This window comes from Pseudomonas piscis, assembly GCF_009380155.1.
Classification (GTDB): Bacteria; Pseudomonadota; Gammaproteobacteria; order Pseudomonadales; family Pseudomonadaceae; genus Aquipseudomonas; species Aquipseudomonas piscis.
The window spans coordinates 437,028-458,954 of the sequence record NZ_WHUV01000004.1; the positions used below are offsets into that span (position 1 = coordinate 437,028).

Here is a 21,927-nt window from a genome sequence, read left to right on the forward strand (position 1 = left end):
AACCCTGTGCTAATATCGCGCCCCTGTTCATTTTGTATGTGGGATGCTCCATGAAGTTGTCCATGCCGCGATTCGATCAAGCCCCCGTCTTGGTGGTCGGCGATGTCATGCTCGACCGTTACTGGCATGGTGGTACCTCACGGATTTCCCCTGAGGCGCCGGTGCCGGTAGTCAAGGTCGAGCAGATCGAGGACCGCCCGGGCGGTGCCGCCAACGTTGCCCTGAACATCGCCGCCCTTGGCGCGCCGGCCTCGCTGGTCGGGGTGACCGGCGACGACGAGGCTGCCGACAGCCTGGCCAACAGCCTGCAGGGTGCTGGCGTGCGGGCCTTGTTCCAGCGCATCAAGCACCAGCCGACCATCGTCAAGCTGCGGGTCATGAGCCGTCACCAGCAGTTGCTGCGTATCGATTTCGAAGAACCCTTCGCCACCGACGCCCTGGCCCTGGCAGCCGAGGTCGACACCTTGCTGGACGGCATCAAGGTGCTGGTGCTGTCCGACTATGGCAAAGGTGCGCTGCGTAATCACCAGGTGCTGATCGCCGCCGCCCGGGCCCGCGGCATCCCGGTGCTGGCCGACCCCAAGGGCAAGGATTTCTCCATCTACCGTGGCGCCAGCCTGATCACGCCGAACCTCAGTGAGTTCGAAACCATCGTTGGCGGCTGCGCCGACGAGCATGAGCTGGTCAGCAAGGGTGCCAAGCTCATGCACGACCTGGAGCTGGGTGCGCTGCTGGTGACCCGTGGCGAGCACGGCATGACCCTGCTGCGCCCGGATCATCCGCCCCTGCACCTGCCGGCCCGAGCCCGCGAAGTGTTCGATGTCACCGGTGCCGGGGATACCGTGATTTCCACCCTGGCGGCGGCGATCGCTGCTGGCGAGGAATTGCCCCATGCGGTGGGCCTGGCCAACCTGGCAGCGGGTATCGTGGTCGGTAAGCTGGGGACCGCGGCCATCAGCGCTCCCGAGCTGCGTCGGGCGATCCAGCGCGAAGAAGGCTCCGAGCGCGGCGTGCTGAGCCTCGACCAGTTGCTGCTGGCCATCGACGACGCGCGGGCGCACAACGAGAAGATCGTGTTCACCAATGGCTGCTTCGACATTCTCCATGCCGGACACGTGACCTACCTCGAGCAGGCCCGGGCCCAGGGCGATCGCCTGATCGTGGCGATCAACGACGACGCTTCGGTCAGCCGGCTCAAGGGCCCGGGCCGGCCGATCAATAGCGTCGACCGGCGCATGGCGGTCCTGGCTGGGCTGGGTGCGGTGGACTGGGTGATCAGCTTCCCCGAGGGCACCCCGGAAAACCTGCTGGCCCAGGTGCGTCCGGACGTTCTGGTCAAGGGCGGCGACTACGGCATCGACCAGGTGGTCGGGGCCGATATCGTCAAGGCCTATGGCGGTACGGTGAAGGTGTTGGGGCTGGTGGAGAACAGCTCGACCACCGCCATCGTCGAAAAGATCCGCAAGACCGACAAGGCCCAGTGAGGCTCCTGTGCTGAATCACGGCGCCCCTTGGGGCGCCGTTTTTTTTAGCCCTGGCGCCGGTTCTTGGCGGGCACCATCTTGCGCAGGATCTGCCGTGCCTTGCCGGTCAGGCGTGCCAGCTGGGTGTCCTTTTCCGCCTCGCTCAGGCCGCGCTGCCTGAGCCAGTCCTTCCAGCGAATCCGCTCATCGCCGACCACCCAGCCTTCCTGCTGGGCGAAGCTCTCCGCCAGGTACAGGCCGCGGGTGCTGGCCGGATGCAGTTGATCCTTCTTCAGGGTGTACAGCTCGGCGCAGGGCTGGCCGTTTTCCAGGGGCATCAGGTACAGGTCGGGACGCTTGCGATCCAGGCGGGCCACCAGTTGGTCGCCCTCCAGGCGTTCGTCGACATGGAACAGGCTCAGGGACTTGGCTTCCTTGGGGACATCCAGGCGCAGGTCGTAGATCAGTTGCAGCGAGGCGGTGGGCAGGTGCACGTAGGCCCGGGGGCGTTCCAGCAAGTGCAGGTTGGCGCAGCGAACCGGGCGCGCCGCGCCGGACAGCGGGGTCAGGCGAAAGTGTGGCGTCTCGCGGTAATGCAGGGCCCCGGCATAGGGCGCCGGCAGCCAGGTATCGTTGAAGCGCCCGGCCAGCCAGCCTTCCGGGGTTTCCAGCAGGCATTCCTCGGCGATTTCCTGGATAGCGGTGTGCAGCGGCAGGTTCAGCTCGTGGGCCGGCACGTAGCCGGAGATCAGCTTCAGGACCACATCGCCACGGTCCTGGCGGCGCTGGCGCACCAGCACCCAATAGTCGCGATTCTGCCAGTGCAGGGTCAGGCGTACCGAGACCCCGAGGTTCGCCAGTTCCAGGGCGAAGCGCTCGTTGTCGGCAACGCTCACCGGGCGCCGGCGTTGCAGGGTCTGGGCGAAGTTCAGCGGCATGCCGACGCTCTGGTAGCAGAGCCCTTCGGGAGTCGCTTCGACGAACAGGGGCAAGGTCTTGAAGTTGCTGGGGTTCTTTCTGATCAGCGGTCGCGACATCTCGGCTCCTTCCTGCGTCGGGGGCGGCCGCCTCGGCGGCGTCAGTTCTTGCCCAGGACCTGTGCCACGGTTGTCACGTTGTGGGCCAGGTGCAGTGGATTGATGGTCCCGACGATAGCACTGGCGACACCGGGCTGGTCAAACAGCAGCTCGAAACTGGCCCGTACCGGATCGGTGCCCGGGCTCAGGCAGACGTGGCCGCTGGCCAGGGCCTTCTTCACCAGGATGCCCTTGTGGTGGGCGGCGGCATAGTCAATGACCGCCTTCTCCGCCTGTTCGTTCAGATTGTAGGTAACCATGGCGCAATCGCCTTGCTCCAGGGCCTTCAGGCCGCCGTCGACGGTCTTGCCGGAGAAGCCGAAGCCGCGGATCTTGCCCTCTTGCTTGAGCTGGGCGAGGACCTGGTAGGCCGCGCTGTGCTCGAGGATTTCCAGGTCGTTGCCGTCGGAGTGCACCAGCACCAGGTCGATGAAGTCGGTTTCCAGGCGCTGCAGGCTGCGCTCCACCGAGAGCCGGGTATGGGCGGCGCTGAAATCGTGGCGGGAGACGCCATCGGCGAACTCCTCGCCGACCTTGCTGACGATCACCCACTCATGGCGCTGGCCGCGCAACAGTGGGCCCAGGCGCTCTTCGCTGCGGCCATAGGCCGGGGCGGTGTCGATCAGGTTGATGCCCAGGTCGCGGGTCAGCTTGAGCAGCATCCGTGCCTGTTGGTCGTCCGGGATCTGGAAGCCGTTGGGGTACTTGACTCCCTGGTCGCGGCCCAGCTTGACCGTGCCCAGGCCCAGGGGCGAAACCAGCAGGCCGGTGCTGCCCAGCGGGCGATGCAGATCGTGCAGGGTGAGTTGGCTCATGGCAGCAGTTGCTCCCAGGCCGGTTGGCCGAGCGGCGGGCGCGGCAGTTCCGGCAGCGGATCGCCGTGGGCCGGGCGGATACCATCACGTTCCAGGGCCGCCAGGACCCGGTCGGCGAAGTCCGGGGCCAGGGCCAGCTTGGTCGGCCAGCCCACCAGCAGGCGATCCTGTTCGGCGAGAAAGGCGTTGTCCGGGCGGACCAGGCCGGACTGTGCCGGTTCGGCGCGATCCACCCGCAAGGTGGCCCATTGCGCCTGGCTGAGGTCGACCCAGGGCAGCAGTTGGGCCAGTTCCTTCTGGGCGGCGGCGATCTGCGCCGCCGGTTCCCGGGCCACGCCCTCGGCCTCGGCGAGATCGCCGCCCAGGTACCAGACCCACTGGCCATCGGCGGCCGGGTGAGTAGTGACAGTGATCCGCGGCTTGGGGCCACCGCCCAGGCAGTGGGCGTACAGCGGCTTGAGGGTCGTGCCCTTGACCAGCACCATGTGCAGCGGCCGGCGCTGCATGGCCGGTTGTTCCAGACCCAGGGCCTGGAGCAGGTCGGCGGTGCCGGCGCCGGCACTGAGGACGATGCGCTGGGCGCGGATCTCGCGCTCATCGACCCGCAGTCCCGCCAGCTGGCCGTTTTCCACCAGGGGCTGGATTCGCTGGCCGGCCAGCAGGCTGTCGCCGGCCAGCTGGGCCAGGCGCTCGATGAGGCTGGGGACATCCACTACCAGTTCGGCCAGGCGGTAGACCTTGCCCTTGAAGCGCTTGTCCTGCAGGGCTGGCGGCAGTTGCTCGCCCTTGACCTGGTCGACCCGGCCACGCACGGCCTTGCTGGCGAAGAAGCTGGTGAGGTTGCCGGCCAGGGTGCCGGGGGACCAGAGATAGTGGGCCTCGGACAACAGGCGCACGCCGGCCAGGTCCAGCTCGCCATTGCCGGCCAGGGCCTCGCGCCAGCGCCGCGGCATGTCGGCGATGGCCTCCGAGGCGCCGGTGAGGGCTCCATGCAGGGCGTACTTGGCGCCACCGTGGATGATCCCCTGGGACTTGACGCTCTGTCCGCCGCCGAGGCTGGCGTTCTCCACCAGGACAGTGGAAAAGCCCTGGCGTCGCAGGCGAGCGTTGAGCCAGAGACCGGCGACGCCTGCGCCGACGATCAGCACATCGGTGGAAATAGCGGATGGCATGCAGCAACCTCGGAGAACCAATCGAAGCCGCAAGTTTCTAGCTTCAAGCCTCAAGCTGCAAGCAACAACCGGCGCTTGCGCCTTCTTGTCGCTCGCGGCTTGCCGTTGTCTTTCAGTGGCCGGCGGTCTTGGAGAACAGCTGGATCACCGCCACGCCAAGGACGATCAACGCCATGCCCAGCATGGCCGGGACATCCAGCTTCTGGCCGTAGAGCACCAGCGCGGCGATGCTGACCATGACGATTCCCAGGCCTGACCACACGGCATAGGCCACGCCCACCGGGACCGTGCGCATCACCAGGGTCAGCATCCAGAAGGCCACGCCGTAGCCGGCGATGACCAACAGCAGCGGCTGCGGGGTACTCAGGCCCTTGACCGCTTTGAGAGAAACAGTGGCGATCACTTCCGCGCAGATGGCGATGGCCAGGTAGTAGTAAGCGTTCATGGGAGGGTCCTCGTGACAGGGGCTGCTTTCTGGGGTCGGCATTCTAGTGCTTGCCCAGATGGGGTAAAGTCATTTCCTATCTGAATAATAGATAGGGTCGCTCCATGAATACCCAATGGAACCTGGAACAGTTGCGGATGTTCGTCGGCGTGGCCGAATTGCGCTCGTTCTCGGCGGTGGCTCGTCAGCAACGCAAGGCCCAGTCCGCGGTCAGCAGTGCCATCTCGCTGCTGGAGGACGACCTGGGTGTGAGCCTGTTCGAGCGTAGCAGCGGCCGCCAGCCGAAGCTGACCGAGGCGGGTAGCGCCTTGTTGCAGGAAGCCCGGGAAATCCTTCGCCAGTGCGATCGCCTCAATGGCCGGGCGCTGGCCCTGATGCGAGGCCAGGAGGCCCGGTTGCGCCTGGCCCAGGATGAGGCGATGCCCTACCAGCCGGTGCTCGACAGCCTGGAAGCCCTGGCCGAGCGTTTTCCCAGCCTCGAAGTGCAGTTGGCCAGCAGTGCCCAGGGCGACGTGGCGCGCCGGCTGGTGGAGCGCCGGGCCGACCTGGGCCTGCTGTTCCACCATGAGCAGATGCCCGAGACCCTGGAGCGCCAGGCCCTGGGCAGCGTCGAGATGGTCACCGTATGTGGCGTGGGCCACCCCCTGGCCCGCCAGGGGCGGGTCGACCGGCAGATCCTCGCCCTGCACCGGCAATTGCTCATGGCGCCGCAGCAGAGCGGCTACCCCGGAGGCGAGCAGTTCAGCCCCCAGGTGTGGCGGGCCGACAGCTTCTACGTCCTGGCCGAATGGCTGATGCGCGGCCTGGGCTGGGCCTGGCTGCCACGGCATGTGGTGCAGTACTCGGCCTACCAGCACCAGATGGTGGAATTGACCAGCGAGTGGACTCCGCCGGCGCTGGTGGTGGAACTGGCCTGGCGCCGCGACGAACCCCTGGGGTTGGCGGCGCGTTGGCTGGCTGAACGTTTTGCCGTGCACCTGAAGGCGATCGGCTAAAAAACCGATAAACTCCGCCGCCATGAATAGAACTCTCTACACCGCACTGTTTTACCTGGGGCTGCCTTTGGTGGCGATTCGGCTGTGGCTGCGCTCGCGCAAGGCGCCGGCCTATGCCAAGCGTATCGGCGAGCGTTTTTCCCTCGGCCTGCCGGCCATGCAGCCTGGCGGTATCTGGGTGCATGCGGTGTCGGTGGGCGAAAGCATCGCCGCAGCACCGATGATTCGCGGGTTGCTGACGCGCCATCCGCAGTTGCCGATCACCGTGACCTGCATGACTCCCACCGGCTCCGAGCGGATTCGCGCGCTGTTCGCCGATGAGCCGCGGATCCAGCACTGCTACCTGCCCTACGACCTGCCGTGCGCCGCTGCGCGCTTTCTCGAGCGGGTACAGCCCCGGCTCGCGGTAATCATGGAAACCGAACTGTGGCCCAACCACATCGACCAGTGCGCTCGCCGGGGGATCCCGGTGGCCCTGGCCAACGCCCGGTTGTCGGCACGCTCGGCCAAGGGCTATGGGCGTTTTGCCGGCCTGACCGCGCCGATGCTGGCGCAGATGAGCCTGTTTGCGGTGCAGACCCGGGCCGAAGCCGAACGTTTCCGCCAATTGGGCGCGCGTGCGGAGACGGTGCAGGTGACCGGCTCGATCAAGTTCGACCTGAACATCGACCCGCAACTGCCAGAGCGCGCCGCCGAGTTGCGTCGACAATGGCAGGCCATGGAGCGTCCGGTATGGATCGCCGCCAGCACCCACGAAGGCGAGGATGCAGTGGTGCTCGAAGCCCATCGGCAATTGCTGGCCAGTTATCCGAATGCCTTGCTGATCCTGGTGCCGCGGCATCCGGAGCGTTTCGACTCGGTGTTCGAGCTGTGCCGGCAGCAGGAACTGGCAACGGTGCGGCGCTCCAGTGGCGAGTTGGTGACGCCCGCTACCTCGGTGCTGCTGGGGGACACCATGGGGGAGTTGCTGTTCCTCTATGCCCTGGCCGACAGCGCCTTCGTCGGCGGCAGCCTGGTGGCCAACGGCGGGCACAACCTGCTGGAGCCCGCTGCCCTGGCCAAGCCGGTGATCAGTGGCCCGCACCTGTTCAACTTCCTGGAGATCGCTGCGATGCTGCGTGAGGCCGGGGCCTTGCAGGAAGTGGACGACGCCCAGGGCCTGGCGGTGGCGGTGCAGAGCCTGTTCGAGCTGCCCCAGGACGCACGCAAGATGGGCGAGGCGGGCCTGGCGGTCATGCGCGCCAACCAGGGCGCCTTGCAGCGCTTGCTCGACGGACTGGATCGCCTGTTGCAACAGCGCCCATAACGCTTGGCGTCGAATGACAAAGGCCACCTGAACGGTGGCCTTCGTCTTTTCCGGTCCGCTGCCCTCAGGGGCGAGCCTTGAGCTGCTCGGCGGCGGCCTTGGCCAGGTCCGGCGGCAGGAAGTCGCGGTCCGGGTTGTAGTCGGCCTTGAGGTAGCGGGCCAGGTCTTGCAGGTCCCCGGGGTTCAGGGTGCCCGCGGCCTGCTTCAGGCGCAGGTTGTCGAGGATGTAGTCGTAGCGGCTGTTGTTGTAGTTGCGTACCGAGCTGTACAGCTGGCGCTGGGCGTCGAGCACGTCGACGATGTTGCGTGTACCTACCTGGTAGCCGATTTCCGTGGCGTCCACGGCGCTCTGGTTGGAGATGATCGACTGGCGCCGGGCCTGGACCTGCTCGACGTCGGTGTTCACCGCCCGGTGCAGGTTGCGGGTGTTCTCCACCACCTGGCGCCGCAGGGATTCGCGCTGCTGCTCGGACTGGCTCAGGCGCGAATAGGACTCGCGGACCTGGGAGCTGGTCAGGCCGCCGCTGTAGATCGGGATGTTCAGTTGCAGGCCGATGGAGCGCTGCTCGACGTCGCCGTGGTACGGCGGGGCTATAGGGTTCGGATTGGGGTTGCTGAAGCCCAGGGCATCGTTGTCGCCCTTCTTGTATTGCACCACGGCGTCCAGGGTCGGGGCGTGGCCGGCCTTGCGCTGCTTGAGGGTTTCCTCGGCGGCGCTGACCGCGTAGTTGCTGGCCAGCAGGTTGAGGTTCTGCTTGGCGGCGGTGTCGACCCAGGCCTTGGCGTCGTTCGGGGTCGGCGTCAGTACCGGCAGGGTATGGACGACGCCCTGGATCGCTTGGTATTCGCGATTGGTCAGGGTAATCAGGGCCTCGAAGGCATCTTCCACCTGGCGCTGGGCGACGATCCGGTTGGCCCGGGCGGTGTCGTAGCTGGCCTGGGATTGCAGCACGTCGGTCTTGTCCGACAGGCCCACGTCGAAGCGCTCGTTGGACTGGTCGAGCTGGCGCTTGAAGGCGGCTTCCTCGGCCTTGGTCGAGGCCAGGTTGTCCTGGGCGCGCAGTACCGCGAAGTAGGTCTCGGCGCTTTGCAGGATCAGGTTCTGCTCGGTGGCCGAGAGTTGCAGCGCGGCTTGTTCGTTGACGTCCTTGGCGGCTTGCAGTTGGAACCAGCGGTCGGCGCGGAACAGCGGCTGGGCCAGGGTCGCGCGGTAGACATTGCCACTGCGGGTAGAGGTCATCGACGGTTCGTCGAACTTGGTGCGGGTGTTGTTCATGTCCGCGCCGGCCGACAGGTTCGGCAGCAGCCCGGCCCGGGCCTGGGGCACGATTTCTTTCTGGGCGCCGTATTGGGCGCGTGCGGCGGCCAGGTCGGCGTTGTTGTCCACCGCTTCCTGGTAGACGCTGACCAGGTCGGTACGGGTGGGGGACAAAGGCGCTTCGGCTGCCCATGCCATTCCATTGGACGCACAAGACACGGCAACAGCCAGTGAGAGTTTGCGCAGCATTCGGCGATCCCTAGTGTTGATATTACGGAGATAATCCAGGCGCCAAGGCTAAGGCGCACCCTACAGAGCGTCAAGGCTCGACACTGGGCAACGAGTGTAGAGGCGTGGCCCTGGCGCAACAATCCGTCGATTGCGCCATTCATCACGCTTATCGCTCGGGTGTTGGCGTTCTGTCCCGGCTTTGTCTAGACTGGCCCGGTTCTTGTCGGGGTGCCTTGCTATGAGGCTGAGATCGGATAATCCGGATCCCGTTGAACCTGATCAGGTTAAGGCCTGCGTAGGGAACAAGATTTCTCGTCACCCGGCGAGTCCTCTTGTGCTTCGTCCGGGATGTTGTTCGACAATCGAACATTCCTCTTGAGTACCAAGCACTGCACTCACTAGTCGCCTAGACAGGGTGCGTCCGTCCGCTACAGGTTCGCTCCGACAAACTTCCACTGCCTGGATGCTGTCTGGAGAGCCCGTGATGACGACAAAACTAAAAAACGCTAGCAACCTCAGTGAGTCGGCCCAAGTCGACCAGCAATCGGTCCAGCCCTTTGCCCGCTCGCAAAAGATCTACGTCCAGGGTTCGCGCCCGGATATCCGCGTGCCAATGCGGGAAATCAGCCTGGATGTGACTCCCACCGACTTCGGCGGTGAAATCAACGCCCCGGTGACCGTCTACGACACTTCCGGTCCCTACACCGACCCCAACGTGCTGATCGATGTGCGCAAGGGCCTGGGCGACGTACGTTCGGCCTGGATCGACGACCGTGCCGACACCGAGCGCCTGGCCGGCTTGTCGTCCGACTTCGGCCAGCAGCGCCTGGCCGACGCCGAGCTGACCAAGCTGCGTTTCGCCCATGTGCGCAACCCGCGCCGGGCCAAGGCCGGGGCCAACGTCAGCCAGATGCACTATGCGCGCAAGGGCATCATCACCGCCGAGATGGAATACGTCGCCATCCGCGAGAACATGAAGCTGCAGGAAGCCCGCGCCGCCGGCCTGCTCAAGCAGCAGCACGCTGGCCACAGCTTTGGCGCCAGCATCCCCAAGGAGATCACCCCCGAGTTCGTGCGCGAGGAAATCGCCCGCGGCCGCGCGATCATCCCGGCCAACATCAACCACGTGGAGCTGGAGCCGATGATCATCGGCCGCAACTTCCTGGTGAAGATCAACGGCAACATCGGCAACAGCGCCCTGGGCTCGTCCATCGAAGAAGAAGTGGCCAAGCTGACCTGGGGCATCCGCTGGGGTTCGGACACGGTCATGGACCTGTCCACCGGCAAGCACATCCATGAAACCCGCGAGTGGATCATCCGCAACTCGCCGGTACCGATTGGCACCGTACCGATCTACCAGGCCCTGGAGAAGGTCAACGGCGTGGCCGAGGACCTGACCTGGGAGCTGTTCCGCGACACCCTGATCGAGCAGGCCGAGCAGGGCGTGGACTACTTCACCATCCACGCCGGCGTGCTGCTGCGCTATGTGCCGCTGACTGCCAAGCGGGTCACCGGCATCGTCAGCCGTGGCGGCTCGATCATGGCCAAGTGGTGCCTGGCCCACCACAAGGAGAACTTCCTCTATACCCACTTCGAGGAAATCTGCGAAATCATGAAGGCCTACGACGTCAGCTTCTCCCTGGGAGACGGCCTGCGTCCGGGCTCGGTGGCCGACGCCAACGACGAAGCCCAGTTCGGCGAGTTGGAAACCCTCGGTGAACTGACCAAGATCGCCTGGAAGCACGACGTGCAGTGCATGATCGAAGGCCCTGGCCACGTGCCGATGCAGCTGATCAAGGAGAACATGGACAAGCAGCTGGAATGCTGCGACGAGGCGCCGTTCTACACCCTCGGCCCACTGACCACCGACATCGCCCCGGGCTACGACCACATCACCTCGGGCATCGGCGCGGCGATGATCGGCTGGTTCGGGTGCGCCATGCTCTGCTACGTCACGCCCAAGGAACACCTGGGTCTGCCGAACAAGGATGACGTCAAGACCGGGATCATCACCTACAAGATCGCCGCGCATGCTGCGGATCTTGCGAAAGGTCACCCGGGGGCGCAGATCCGCGACAACGCCTTGAGCAAGGCGCGCTTCGAGTTCCGTTGGGAAGACCAGTTCAACCTCGGCCTGGACCCGGACACCGCGCGTGCGTTCCACGACGAGACCCTGCCCAAGGATTCGGCCAAGGTGGCGCATTTCTGCTCCATGTGCGGGCCGAAGTTCTGCTCGATGAAGATCACCCAGGAAGTGCGCGAGTACGCCGCCAACCAGCGTATCGAGGCGGTGGATGTCGATGTGGCCAAGGGCATGGCCGAGCAGGCCGAGCGCTTCAAGCAGGAAGGCAGCCAGCTGTACAAGAAAGTCTGAGAGGCACCGGTAAGCGCCTGACTGCAAGCGGCAAGCAAGGGCCCCAGGGTTCTTGCTTGCCGCTTGCGGTTTGCAGCTGCTCCTTGCCTCTGTCCCTTTTTCTTTCGAGATCACCGCCTTGAGCAGTCCAATCAGTACCTACTCTCCCGACCTTGCGGTACCTGCCGACAAACGCGTATTCGGCGCCCGCGACCTGTTTTCCCTGTGGTTCTCCCTCGGTATCGGCCTGATGGTGTTGCAGACCGGCGCGCTGCTGGCGCCGGGGCTGGGGCTGGCCCATGGGGTGCTGGCGATCCTGCTGGGCAGTGCGGTGGGGGTGCTGTTGCTGGCTGCCGTGGGGGTGATCGGCAGCGATACGGGGTTGTCCGCCATGGCCGCCCTCAAGCTCAGCCTGGGACGCCACGGCGCCCGGTTGCCGGCGGTGCTCAACCTGTTGCAACTGGTGGGTTGGGGGTCGTTCGAGATCATCGTCATGCGCGATGCCGCCAGCCTCCTGGGAGCCCGGGCCTTCGGCGAAGGCAGCACCTGGACCAGCCCCGTGCTCTGGACCCTGTTGTTCGGGGCGCTGGCCACCTTGCTGGCGGTCAGCGGACCCTTGACCTTCGTCCGGCGGATCCTGCGCAAGTGGGGGATCTGGCTGCTGCTGGCAGCCTGCCTGTGGCTGACCTGGAACCTGTTCGCCCGGGCCGACCTGGCGGCGTTGTGGAAACGGGCCGGGGATGGCTCGATGCCGTTCGCCGTGGGCTTCGATATCGCCATCGCCATGCCGCTGTCCTGGTTGCCGTTGATCGCCGACTACTCGCGCTTCGGCAAGAGCGCGCGGAATGTGTTCGGCGGCACCGCCCTGGGGTTCTTTATCGGCAATGCCTGGCTGATGACCCTGGGAGTGGCCTATGCCCTGGCCTTCGCGCCAGACGGCGAGGCCAATGCCTTGTTGCTGGCGCTGGCCGGGGCCGGGTTGGGAATCCCGCTGCTGTTGATCCTGCTGGACGAGTCGGAAAACGCTTTCGCCGACATCCATTCGGCGGCGGTCTCCACCGGCATCCTGCTGCGGCTGAAGGTCGAGCACCTGGCCCTGGGCATTGGCGTGTTCTGCACCCTGATCGCCTGCCTGGCGCCGTTGGCCCAGTACCAGAACTTCCTGCTGCTGATCGGCTCGGTGTTCGCGCCGCTGTTCGGCGTGGTGCTGGTGGATCACTTCATCCTGCGCCGGCGCGGTGCCCAGGCGTCGCTGGCGGCCTGGCACGGGCCGGCACTGCTGGCCTGGCTCGGTGGGGTGAGCACCTACCACCTGCTGGCCAATTTCTATCCGGATGTGGGGGCAACCCTGCCGTCGCTGTTGCTGGCAGGGCTGCTGCACGGAGTGCTGGGCTTCAGTCGGCGTCGGGAAGCAGCTCGGGCTTGAGTATGCCGCGCAGGCGCGAGTAGGGGATCTGCAGCTCGACGTGGCCCAGGGGGGCTGGGGCGATGCTGCTGACGTCGTACTTGAGGGTCACCACGTTGCGGGTCAGGGCGACGTTCGGGGTCTTCTGGAAAGGCCAGGCCCTGATGAACTCCGCCTCGCGATCCAGGTGGGTGCTGATCAGCCAGTTGTTGTGGGCGACCCGGGCGGCCTTCCAGAACATCTCTTCCTGGCCTGGCAGCAGCATGTCGGCCAGGCCCAGGGCCTTGTGCTGCTGGCGCGAGTAGTTGACGAAGCCGCGGCCCGGCGTGCCGTTGGCGGTGCCGGTGTCCAGGTAGCTGGCCAGTTCGACGATCACCAGGCCGTCATGCTGGTCGCGTAGCTTGGACTGCAGGTACATGCCGTGGCGGTCCGCGGCGCTGCGCAGGAACTGCTCGCGGTAGGCCACCAGGCTGGCCGGCATTGGCGCATCGGGGCTGGTACGAGTCATCTGCAACAGGCGTTTCTCGACGATGGCATCCAGCTGCGGCTCGGCGGGGAAGTGTACGAGGTCGAGGTTGACCAGCGGACAGTCGGCGCCGCTGCAGCCGGACTTGAGTTGTTCGGATTTATCTCGGGTGACCTCCAGGGGAGCCTTGTAGCTTGGCTGGAACAGGCTCTGGCAGGCGCCCAGGGTCAGGGCGATGCAGGCCACGGAGGCGATTTTGACAAGCGACATGGGCGTCCTTCATAAACCAGGGGGAGGCGAAAGCTACCGGCTTCGACTACCTGCGGGGCAGTCGGTTCGCCACTAAGCTCAATGGAGGCAATTAGAGTAGGTTTAGCCCCTCGCCGTCTATCCCGCTGAGGGCAAAGGGGCTGCATCGACAGGCGCGAGCGCGTTAGGATTGCGCGAAGTCGAGGAGGATCCTCGGATCGAACATGTAGTACACGAGGATTGTTATGACTGACTTTGCCCACTCCACGCCGAGTGCCGTCGAGATCATCCGGCGCGAAAACTGTTTCCAGGGTTTCTATCGGCTCGAACGCCTGCACTTGCGCCACGAACTGTTCGCCGGCGGCATGGGGCCTGAAATCAATCGTGAAGTCTTCGTCCGTCACGATGCGGTCTGCGTACTGCCGTACGATCCGCAGCGCGACGAGGTGGTGCTGATCGAGCAGTTCCGCATCGGTGCCATGGGCAAGGCCGCCTCGCCCTGGCTGGTGGAACTGGTGGCCGGCCTGATCGACAAGGACGAGCAGCCCGAGCAGGTCGCCCGTCGCGAGGCGCAGGAAGAGGCGGGCCTGGACATCTCGGCGCTGTGGCCCATGACCCGGTATTTCCCGTCGCCCGGCGGCAGTACCGAGCTCGTCCATCTGTACCTGGGACGCTGCGACAGCAGTGCCGCCGGCGGGCTGTACGGGCTGGAGGAGGAAGCGGAGGATATCCGGGTTTCGGTGATGGCCTACGAGGATGCCCAGCAGGCCATGCGTGACGGGCGGATCTGCAATGCGGCCAGCATCATTGCCTTGCAGTGGCTGGCGCTCAACCGCGCGGAAGTGAGGGGGTTATGGTCGTAAACAAGGTGCGTGATCGCTATCGGGTGGACCTCGCGGGGCTGCAAGCTTCCTGCGAGGCCAACTACGCCCGGTTGATGCGCCTGTTGCCCGACATGCGCAACCAGCCGGAGGCGCGACGCATCGCCGTGACCCAGGGCGAGCAGATGCTCGGCGTGCTGGCCCTGGAGGTGGTGCTGGCCTGTCCCTATACCACCACCTTGCAGGTGCGCCAGGAGCACAGCCTGCCCTGGCTGCCGGTCCCGCAGCTGGAGGTGCAGGTCTACCATGACGCGCGCATGGCCGAGGTGATCAGCGCCGAGCACGCCCGGCGCTTTCGCAGCATCTATCCCTATCCCAACGCCTTCATGCACCAACCGGACGAGAAGGCCCAGCTGAACATCTTCCTCGGGGAGTGGTTGAGCCATTGCCTGGCCTGCGGGCACGAGTTCGAGGCCGTGCGCTAGGCCGGCAAGCGGACAGGATGAAGATGTGAACTGGGTCCGGTTCCGCGGTTTCCCCCTGGCGACTTCCCCAGCATAATTGCCCCATTCCTCATGCCTTGGTCCTGCCCTGGGAGAACCCCTTGCCAAGCGTATCCGCTTCGCCCACCGATGATTCCGTGCTGCTGGTGCAACTGTCGGACAGCCACCTGTTTGCCGAGACGCACGGCACGCTGCTGGGCATGAACACCGCCGACAGCCTGCAACGGGTCATCGACCTGGTGCTGGCGCAACAACCCAAGGTCGACCTGGTGCTGGCCACCGGCGACTTGTCCCAGGACGGCAGCCTGCAGTCCTACCAGCGCTTTCACCAGTTGAGTGCGCAGATCCCGGCACCCGCTCGCTGGCTGCCTGGCAACCACGACGAACCAGGCATCATGCAATTGGCCGCCCAAGGTAGCGAATTGCTGCAACCTGTGGTGGACATCGGCAACTGGCGCATCACCCTGCTGGATTCGTCCGTACCAGGTTCGGTGCCGGGGTTTCTCCAGGACGAGCAGTTGCAACTGCTGGCCCGTTCCCTGGATGAGGCGCCAGGGCGTCATCACCTGGTCTGCCTGCACCATCATCCGGTGTCCATCGATTGCGCGTGGATGGAGCCCATCGGCCTGCGCAATGCCGAGGCGTTGTTCGAAGTGATCGAGGGGCGGCCGCAGGTCAGGGCCCTCTTGTGGGGTCATGTCCACCAGGAAATCGACCGCCGGCGCGGCGGCCTGCGACTCTTGGCCTCACCCTCGACCTGCATCCAGTTCGAGCCCCGCAGCGACGACTTCAAGGTCGAGGAGCGGGCGCCGGGTTATCGCTGGCTGCGGCTGCTGGCCGACGGACGGCTGGAAACCGGCGTGCAGCGGGTCGAGGGTTATGCCTTCACCGTGGACTACGGCAGCGACGGTTACTGAAGCCGCTTCGTAACCCGGCGCCATCCCTGTAAACTGCGGCTTTTGCCCAGGCACAGGGAGTCTGCATGTCCGCTTCCATCCTTTATATCCACGGCTTCAATAGCGCCCCGGCCTCGACCAAGGCCTCCCAGTTGCGCCGGGTCATGGAGCAGATCGGCCTGGGCCACCAGTTGCGGGTACCGGCCTTGCACCATCATCCGCGCCAGGCCATCGGCCAGCTGGAGCAGGCGATCGTCGAGCTGGGCCGTCCATTGCTGGTCGGCAGCTCGCTCGGCGGCTACTATGCGACACACCTTGCCGAGCGCCACGGTCTGAAAGCCTTGCTGATCAACCCCGCCGTCAACCCGCATCGCCTGTTCGACGGTTACCTGGGCCCGCAGCAGAACCTGTATACCGATGAAACCTGGGAGCTGACCCTCGATCACGTGGCGGCCCTGGAGGCATTGGAGGTCCCGCCGCTCCAGGATCCGGAGCGTTACCAGGTATGGTTGCAGACCGGGGACGAGACGCTGGACTATCGCCACGCCCAGGCGTATTACCGCGCTTGCGCCTTGCGCATCCAGGCGGGTGGCGACCATAGTTTCCAAGGTTTTACCGGCCAATTGCCGGCGATGTTGAATTTTGCCGGCATTACCGCCGATCAGTACCAGGCGTTCGACTTCACCGCACTGTGAAGCCGCGCCCCATATTCATTGAACGACTAACGACGAGAACCCATGGCCACTCCCAGCGCTAGCTCCTATAACGCAGACGCCATCGAAGTCCTCTCGGGACTCGACCCGGTGCGCAAACGCCCGGGCATGTACACCGACACCACGCGGCCCAACCACCTGGCCCAGGAAGTCATCGACAACAGTGTCGACGAAGCCCTGGCCGGCCATGCGAAGTCGATACAGGTCATCCTGCACGCCGATCATTCCCTGGAAGTGTCCGACGACGGTCGTGGCATGCCGGTGGACATCCACCCGGAAGAGGGCGTATCCGGTATCGAGCTGATCCTCACCAAGCTCCACGCCGGCGGCAAGTTCTCCAACAAGAACTACCAGTTCTCCGGCGGCTTGCACGGGGTGGGCATTTCCGTGGTCAACGCCCTGTCCAGCCAGGTACGGGTGCGGGTCAAGCGCGATGGCAGCGAGTACCAGATGACCTTCGCCGACGGCTACAAGGCTTCCGAGCTGGAAGTGGTCGGCAGCGTTGGCAAGCGCAATACCGGTACCTCCGTATTCTTCGCCCCGGACCCGAAATACTTCGATTCGCCGAAATTCTCGGTCAGCCGCCTCAAGCACGTGCTCAAGGCCAAGGCCGTGCTGTGCCCGGGGCTGCTGGTCAGCTTCGAGGACAAGGGCACCGGCGAGAAGGTCGAGTGGCATTACGAAGATGGCCTGCGTTCCTACCTGGTGGATGCTGTCAGCGAGTTCGAGCGCCTGCCGGCCGAGCCGTTCTGCGGCAGCCTGGCGGGTAACAAGGAGGCGGTGGACTGGGCCCTGCTGTGGCTGCCCGAGGGCGGCGACAGTGTCCAGGAAAGCTACGTCAACCTGATTCCTACCGCCCAGGGCGGTACCCACGTCAACGGCTTGCGCCAGGGCCTGCTGGACGCCATGCGCGAGTTCTGCGAGTTCCGCAACCTGTTGCCGCGCGGCCTCAAGCTGGCACCGGAGGACGTCTGGGAGCGGATCGCCTTCGTCCTGTCGATGAAAATGCAGGACGCGCAGTTCTCCGGCCAGACCAAGGAGCGCCTGTCGTCCCGAGAGGCTGCGGCGTTCGTTTCCGGGGTGGTCAAGGATGCCTTCAGCCTGTGGCTCAACGCCAACCCCGAACTGGGGATGCAACTGGCGGAGTTGGCCATCAGCAACGCCGGCCGACGCCTCAAGGCCAGCAAGAAGGTCGAGCGCAAGCGCATCACCCAGGGCCCGGCATTGCCGGGCAAGCTGGCCGATTGTGCCGGCCAGGACCCGATGCGTTCCGAGCTGTTCCTGGTGGAAGGTGATTCCGCCGGTGGTTCGGCCAAGCAGGCGCGGGACAAGGAGTTCCAGGCGATCCTGCCGCTGCGCGGGAAGATCCTCAACACCTGGGAAGTGGACGGCAGCGAGGTCCTGGCCAGTCAGGAAGTGCATAACATCGCCGTGGCCATCGGTGTCGACCCAGGCGCCGAGGACATGAGCCAGCTGCGCTACGGCAAGATCTGCATCCTCGCCGACGCCGACTCCGACGGCCTGCACATCGCCACCTTGCTCTGCGCCCTGTTCGTGCAGCATTTCCGCCCGTTGGTGGATGCCGGCCACGTCTACGTAGCCATGCCGCCGCTGTACCGGATCGACCTGGGCAAGGAGATCTTCTACGCCCTGGACGACGCCGAGCGTGACGGCATCCTCGATCGTCTGGTGGCCGAGAAGAAGCGTGGCAAGCCGCAAGTCACCCGATTCAAGGGCCTGGGCGAAATGAACCCGCCGCAACTGCGCGAGACCACCATGGACCCCAATACCCGGCGCCTGGTGCAGTTGACCCTGGACGACGTCGAGGCCACCGCGGAAATCATGGACATGCTGCTGGCCAAGAAACGCGCCGGCGACCGCAAGTCCTGGCTGGAGTCCAAGGGCAACCTGGCCGAGGTGCTGGCCTGATGCACAAAGGCCTGGTCCTGGCCCTGGCGCTATCGGCAACCTCGGCGGTGGCCGCGCCGGCCCCCGAGCTGACCCTGCTGTCCGAGCATCCGGTAGAAGGCATGCGCGGCGGCAACCTCTCGGGGCTGGCGCTGTGCGGCCAGCAGCTGTGGACCGTGTCGGATCGCGACGACGACCAGATCTACCGGCTCGATACCCGCGACAGCGTCTGGCAGGCCGAGAAGGTCAAGCTGGAAGTGCCACCGGTACCCGATATCGGTTTGCCCTGGGGGCTGAAGTCACGGACCTGGGCGGCGTCCTTCGTGCGTGGCGGGGACCTGGACTTCGAAGGCATCTCCTGCGATGCCGCCGGCAACAAGTATGTGGTCAGCGAGGCCCATGCCTCGGTGTTGCAGGTACCGGCCCAGGGCGCGCCCGAGTGGTTGAAGATTTCCCCGCTGATGGTCCGCGAAGCACGGGCCAGTGGCATGCTGCTGCACTTCAACGCATTGTTCGAGGGGCTGGCGGTGAACCCGGCCGGAGATCGTATCTGGCTGGCGGCGGAGCGTGAGCGGCGTGGCCTGTTGCTGATCAAGCGCGGGCAGAGCACCTGGGATTGCGATGGCGGTTGCGTGCTGCTCAGCGAAGCCGGCCTGCAGATGCAGCCCGAGCAGGTGCCCCATGCCAAGGCCGTGACCCGTGACTTCGCCGATCTTTCGCTGTTCGACGGCAAGCTGTTCACCCTGGAACGCAACGCCTACCAGATCTGCCGCCGCGATGCGCAGAGCGCCAAGGTCGAGCAGTGCTGGTCCTTCGCTGCCGAAGCCCTGGTGGAGTCACGGCGTTATCCACAGCCCTACGGCCTGGCCGAAGCCCTGGTGGTGGATGCCGAAGGCGCCTGGATCGGCCTGGACAACAACAATGGTGCCCGCGCCGATGGTGAAAGCCGGCCGATCGTCTGGCGCTTTGCCGCGCCGCAAGGCGGCTGGAGTGCCAAGCCGTGAGCCAGCAACCGGGGCGCAGTGCCGGCCGAGTGTTGCTGATCCTGGCCTGGGCGGCGGGACTGTTCCTGGCCACGCGGTTCTTCGCCGATTGGGAAGCGCGCCAGGAGAACCCCAACACTGTCGTCAGTTCGCAACAACATGAGGGTTACATCGAAGTGAAGCTGGTCGGCAACGGCCAGGGGCATTTCGTCGCCAGCGGCCATATCGACGGCCAGCCGGTACAGTTCATGCTCGATACCGGCGCCACCGAAGTCTCGATCCCCTCCGGGCTGGCCGAGCGCCTGGGCCTGGAGCGAGGACTGCCGGTGACCCTGAGCACTGCCAACGGTCGCAGCGAGGGCTACCGGACCCGTATCGAGCGCCTGCAGCTGGGCGATATCACCCTGCACGATGTCCGGGCCCTGGTGGCTCCAGGGCTCGACGGGGACCAGGTCCTGCTGGGCATGAGCGCTTTGAAGAAACTTGAATTTACTCAGCGCGGCGGCACCATGCTGCTGCGCCAGACCACGAACCAATGAGGCCCGCATGAGCGACTCCCTTGATCTCAGCCTGGATGGCGTAGAACGCCGGTCACTGGCTGACTTCACCGAAAATGCCTACCTCAACTACTCCATGTACGTGATCATGGACCGTGCGCTGCCGCATATCGGCGACGGCCTGAAACCGGTACAGCGGCGTATCGTCTACGCCATGAGTGAGCTGGGGCTGGATGCCGATTCCAAGCACAAGAAGTCCGCCCGTACCGTGGGTGACGTGCTCGGCAAGTTCCACCCGCACGGCGACTCCGCCTGCTACGAAGCCATGGTGCTGATGGCCCAGCCGTTCAGCTACCGCTACACACTGGTGGACGGCCAGGGCAACTGGGGTGCGCCGGACGATCCCAAGTCCTTCGCGGCCATGCGCTACACCGAGGCGCGCCTGTCGCGCTACTCCGAGGTGCTGCTCAGCGAGCTGGGCCAGGGCACCGCGGACTGGGGGCCGAACTTCGACGGCACGCTGCAGGAGCCGCTGGTACTGCCGGCGCGCCTGCCGAACATCCTGCTCAACGGCACCACCGGCATCGCCGTGGGCATGGCCACCGACGTACCGCCGCACAACCTGCGGGAAGTGGCTTCGGCCTGCGTACGCCTGCTGGACGAGCCCAAGGCCACGGTGGAACAGCTGTGCGAGCACATCCAGGGGCCGGACTATCCCACCGAGGCGGAGATCATCACCCCGCGTGCCGACCTGCTGAAGATCTACGAGACTGGCCGTGGCTCGGTGCGCATGCGCGCCGTGTACCGGGTCGAAGATGGCGACATCGTGGTTTCCGCGTTGCCGCACCAGGTCTCCGGAGCCAAAGTGCTGGAGCAGATCGCTGCCCAGATGCAAGCCAAGAAGCTGCCGATGGTGGCTGACCTGCGGGACGAGTCGGACCATGAGAACCCGTGCCGCATCGTGATCATCCCGCGCTCCAACCGGGTCGATCCGGGCGAGCTGATGCAGCACTTGTTCGCTACCACCGATCTGGAATCCACCTATCGGGTCAACGTCAACATCATCGGCCTGGACGGCAAGCCGCAACTGAAGAACCTGCGCGCGCTGCTGGTGGAATGGCTGGAATTCCGGGTCGCCACCGTGCGCCGCCGCTTGCAGTTCCGCCTGGACAAGGTCGAGCGCCGCCTGCACCTGTTGGACGGCTTGCTGATTGCCTACCTCAACCTGGATGAAGTGATCCACATCATCCGTACCGAGGACCAGCCACGGGCCAGGCTGATCGAGCGTTTCGCCCTCAGCGAGATCCAGGCCGACTACATCCTCGACACCCGCCTGCGGCAACTGGCGCGACTGGAAGAGATGAAGCTGCGGGCCGAGCAGGACGAGTTGCTCAAGGAACAGGCCAAGCTGCTGGCGCTGCTCAACAGCGAGGCCAAGCTCAAGAAGCTGGTGCGCACCGAGCTGCTGCAGGATGCCGAGACCTATGGCGACGACCGCCGTTCGCCGATCGTCGAGCGTGCCGAAGCCAAGGCCCTGTCGGAAAACGAGCTGATGCCGACCGAGCCGGTGACTATCGTTCTGTCGGAAAAAGGCTGGGTCCGCTGCGCCAAGGGGCATGATATCGACGCTACTGGCCTGTCCTACAAGGCTGGCGATGGCTACAAAACCGCCGCTGCCGGGCGCTCCAACCAGTTCGCGGTGTTCATCGACTCCACCGGCCGCAGTTATTCGGTGGCGGCCCACACGCTGCCATCGGCCCGTGGCCAGGGCGAGCCACTGACCGGCCGCTTGACGCCGCCGCCGGGCGCAACTTTCGAGTGCGTGCTGCTGCCGGACGACGAGGCGCTGTATGTGATCGCCTCCGATGCCGGCTACGGCTTCGTGGTCAAGGGCGAGGACTTGCAGGCCAAGAACAAGGCGGGCAAGGCGCTGTTGAGCCTGCCGAACAATGCCAAGGTCCTGGCGCCAAGGCCGGTGGCCGATCGCGAGCAGAACTGGCTGGCTTCGGTGACCACCGAGGGTCGCCTGCTGGTGTTCAAGATCAGCGACCTGCCGCAGCTGGGCAAGGGCAAGGGCAACAAGATCATCGGTATTCCCGGTGAGCGGGTCGCCAGTCGCGAGGAGTATGTGACCGATATCGCAGTGCTGCCGGAAGGCGCGACCCTGGTGCTGCAGGCGGGCAAGCGCACCCTGTCGCTCAAGGCCGACGACCTGGAGCATTACAAGGGCGAGCGCGGGCGCCGCGGCAACAAGCTGCCGCGGGGTTTCCAGCGAGTGGATGCGTTGTTGGTAGAGCCTCTCAGTTGAGAGGCACGATCAGCCATTTAACTGGTCGATCGTTGTTGGAACACTGGAGTCATGGCGCATATTC

19 protein-coding genes and 1 riboswitch are annotated in these 21,927 nt (G+C 65.3%); of the genes, 13 read left to right on the top strand and 6 right to left on the bottom strand.

The window, feature by feature from the left end:
- Positions 1 to 50 precede the first annotated feature (50 nt).
- Positions 51 to 1,484: a bifunctional D-glycero-beta-D-manno-heptose-7-phosphate kinase/D-glycero-beta-D-manno-heptose 1-phosphate adenylyltransferase HldE gene (hldE, locus tag GDH07_RS23855; RefSeq protein ID WP_031320616.1), complete on the top strand. Its 1,434-nt coding sequence runs from the start codon at positions 51 to 53 to the stop codon at positions 1,482 to 1,484.
- A 44-nt stretch (positions 1,485 to 1,528) separates the two neighbouring features.
- Here the strand turns inward: hldE and GDH07_RS23860 are convergent, their stop codons facing one another.
- The 4 genes from GDH07_RS23860 to GDH07_RS23875 all read right to left on the bottom strand — a co-directional run bounded on the left by GDH07_RS23860 (position 1,529) and on the right by GDH07_RS23875 (position 4,971).
- Positions 1,529 to 2,500 (bottom strand): hypothetical protein, encoded by a 972-nt coding sequence (locus GDH07_RS23860; protein WP_053132372.1) that lies wholly within the window; start codon positions 2,498 to 2,500, stop codon positions 1,529 to 1,531.
- Between the two features lie 41 nt (positions 2,501 to 2,541).
- Positions 2,542 to 3,354 carry an aldo/keto reductase gene (locus GDH07_RS23865; protein WP_053132369.1) on the bottom strand — a complete coding sequence of 271 codons (813 nt, stop codon included), beginning with the start codon at positions 3,352 to 3,354 and terminating at the stop codon, positions 2,542 to 2,544.
- Positions 3,351 to 4,526 carry an NAD(P)/FAD-dependent oxidoreductase gene (locus GDH07_RS23870; protein ID WP_152899094.1) on the bottom strand — a complete coding sequence of 392 codons (1,176 nt, stop codon included), beginning with the start codon at positions 4,524 to 4,526 and terminating at the stop codon, positions 3,351 to 3,353. The genes GDH07_RS23865 and GDH07_RS23870 overlap by 4 nt, the downstream gene beginning before the upstream one ends.
- 112 nt (positions 4,527 to 4,638) lie before the next feature.
- Complete coding sequence (locus GDH07_RS23875; RefSeq protein ID WP_022641336.1) at positions 4,639 to 4,971, bottom strand: DMT family transporter; 333 nt, start codon at positions 4,969 to 4,971, stop codon at positions 4,639 to 4,641.
- A 104-nt stretch (positions 4,972 to 5,075) separates the two neighbouring features.
- Between GDH07_RS23875 and GDH07_RS23880 the strand changes: the two genes are divergently transcribed.
- Together GDH07_RS23880 and waaA are read left to right on the top strand one after the other, a co-directional pair.
- Positions 5,076 to 5,966: a LysR family transcriptional regulator gene (locus tag GDH07_RS23880; protein ID WP_022641337.1), complete on the top strand. Its 891-nt coding sequence runs from the start codon at positions 5,076 to 5,078 to the stop codon at positions 5,964 to 5,966.
- Positions 5,967 to 5,988: 22 nt separating this feature from the next.
- Entirely contained in the window at positions 5,989 to 7,272 is a 1,284-nt protein-coding gene (waaA, locus tag GDH07_RS23885) for a lipid IV(A) 3-deoxy-D-manno-octulosonic acid transferase (RefSeq protein ID WP_152899095.1), read from the top strand.
- A 64-nt stretch (positions 7,273 to 7,336) separates the two neighbouring features.
- Here waaA and GDH07_RS23890 read toward each other — a convergent pair whose 3' ends face one another.
- The gene (locus GDH07_RS23890; RefSeq protein WP_152899096.1) at positions 7,337 to 8,779 is read right to left on the bottom strand and encodes a TolC family outer membrane protein; all 1,443 of its coding nucleotides are present in this window, start codon (positions 8,777 to 8,779) and stop codon (positions 7,337 to 7,339) included.
- A gap of 196 nt (positions 8,780 to 8,975) precedes the next feature.
- A riboswitch (TPP riboswitch) is annotated at positions 8,976 to 9,080 on the top strand.
- A 165-nt stretch (positions 9,081 to 9,245) separates the two neighbouring features.
- On the opposite strand from GDH07_RS23890, the gene thiC reads away from it, so the two are divergent.
- Entirely contained in the window at positions 9,246 to 11,135 is a 1,890-nt protein-coding gene (gene thiC / locus GDH07_RS23895; RefSeq protein ID WP_022641340.1) for a phosphomethylpyrimidine synthase ThiC, read from the top strand.
- A gap of 118 nt (positions 11,136 to 11,253) precedes the next feature.
- Complete coding sequence (gene cytX, locus GDH07_RS23900) at positions 11,254 to 12,540, top strand: putative hydroxymethylpyrimidine transporter CytX (RefSeq protein WP_152899097.1); 1,287 nt, start codon at positions 11,254 to 11,256, stop codon at positions 12,538 to 12,540.
- Here the strand turns inward: cytX and GDH07_RS23905 are convergent.
- Positions 12,509 to 13,255, bottom strand: coding sequence for a DUF3298 domain-containing protein (locus GDH07_RS23905; protein ID WP_152899098.1), 747 nt, complete (start codon positions 13,253 to 13,255; stop codon positions 12,509 to 12,511). The genes cytX and GDH07_RS23905 overlap by 32 nt on opposite strands.
- 224 nt (positions 13,256 to 13,479) lie before the next feature.
- Here GDH07_RS23905 and GDH07_RS23910 point away from each other — a divergent pair, with 224 nt between their 5' ends.
- The 8 genes from GDH07_RS23910 to parC all read left to right on the top strand — a co-directional run bounded on the left by GDH07_RS23910 (position 13,480) and on the right by parC (position 21,863).
- Positions 13,480 to 14,097 carry an NUDIX domain-containing protein gene (locus GDH07_RS23910; protein WP_022641343.1) on the top strand — a complete coding sequence of 206 codons (618 nt, stop codon included), beginning with the start codon at positions 13,480 to 13,482 and terminating at the stop codon, positions 14,095 to 14,097.
- The gene (locus tag GDH07_RS23915) at positions 14,088 to 14,540 is read left to right on the top strand and encodes a DUF1249 domain-containing protein (RefSeq protein ID WP_022641344.1); all 453 of its coding nucleotides are present in this window, start codon (positions 14,088 to 14,090) and stop codon (positions 14,538 to 14,540) included. The genes GDH07_RS23910 and GDH07_RS23915 overlap by 10 nt, the downstream gene beginning before the upstream one ends.
- Before the next feature lie 119 nt (positions 14,541 to 14,659).
- Positions 14,660 to 15,475: a 3',5'-cyclic-AMP phosphodiesterase gene (gene cpdA / locus GDH07_RS23920; RefSeq protein ID WP_152899099.1), complete on the top strand. Its 816-nt coding sequence runs from the start codon at positions 14,660 to 14,662 to the stop codon at positions 15,473 to 15,475.
- Between the two features lie 65 nt (positions 15,476 to 15,540).
- Positions 15,541 to 16,149 carry a YqiA/YcfP family alpha/beta fold hydrolase gene (locus tag GDH07_RS23925; protein ID WP_152899100.1) on the top strand — a complete coding sequence of 203 codons (609 nt, stop codon included), beginning with the start codon at positions 15,541 to 15,543 and terminating at the stop codon, positions 16,147 to 16,149.
- Between the two features lie 42 nt (positions 16,150 to 16,191).
- Positions 16,192 to 18,096: a DNA topoisomerase IV subunit B gene (gene parE / locus GDH07_RS23930; protein ID WP_022641347.1), complete on the top strand. Its 1,905-nt coding sequence runs from the start codon at positions 16,192 to 16,194 to the stop codon at positions 18,094 to 18,096.
- Positions 18,096 to 19,079: an esterase-like activity of phytase family protein gene (locus tag GDH07_RS23935; RefSeq protein WP_152899101.1), complete on the top strand. Its 984-nt coding sequence runs from the start codon at positions 18,096 to 18,098 to the stop codon at positions 19,077 to 19,079. The genes parE and GDH07_RS23935 overlap by 1 nt, the downstream gene beginning before the upstream one ends.
- A complete protein-coding gene (locus GDH07_RS23940) occupies positions 19,076 to 19,597 on the top strand; it encodes a retropepsin-like aspartic protease family protein (RefSeq protein ID WP_022641349.1) in 522 nt (173 codons plus the stop codon). Before GDH07_RS23935 ends, GDH07_RS23940 begins: the two co-directional genes overlap by 4 nt.
- Positions 19,598 to 19,604: 7 nt before the next feature.
- Entirely contained in the window at positions 19,605 to 21,863 is a 2,259-nt protein-coding gene (gene parC, locus GDH07_RS23945) for a DNA topoisomerase IV subunit A (protein ID WP_022641350.1), read from the top strand.
- Positions 21,864 to 21,927: the final 64 nt, after the last annotated feature.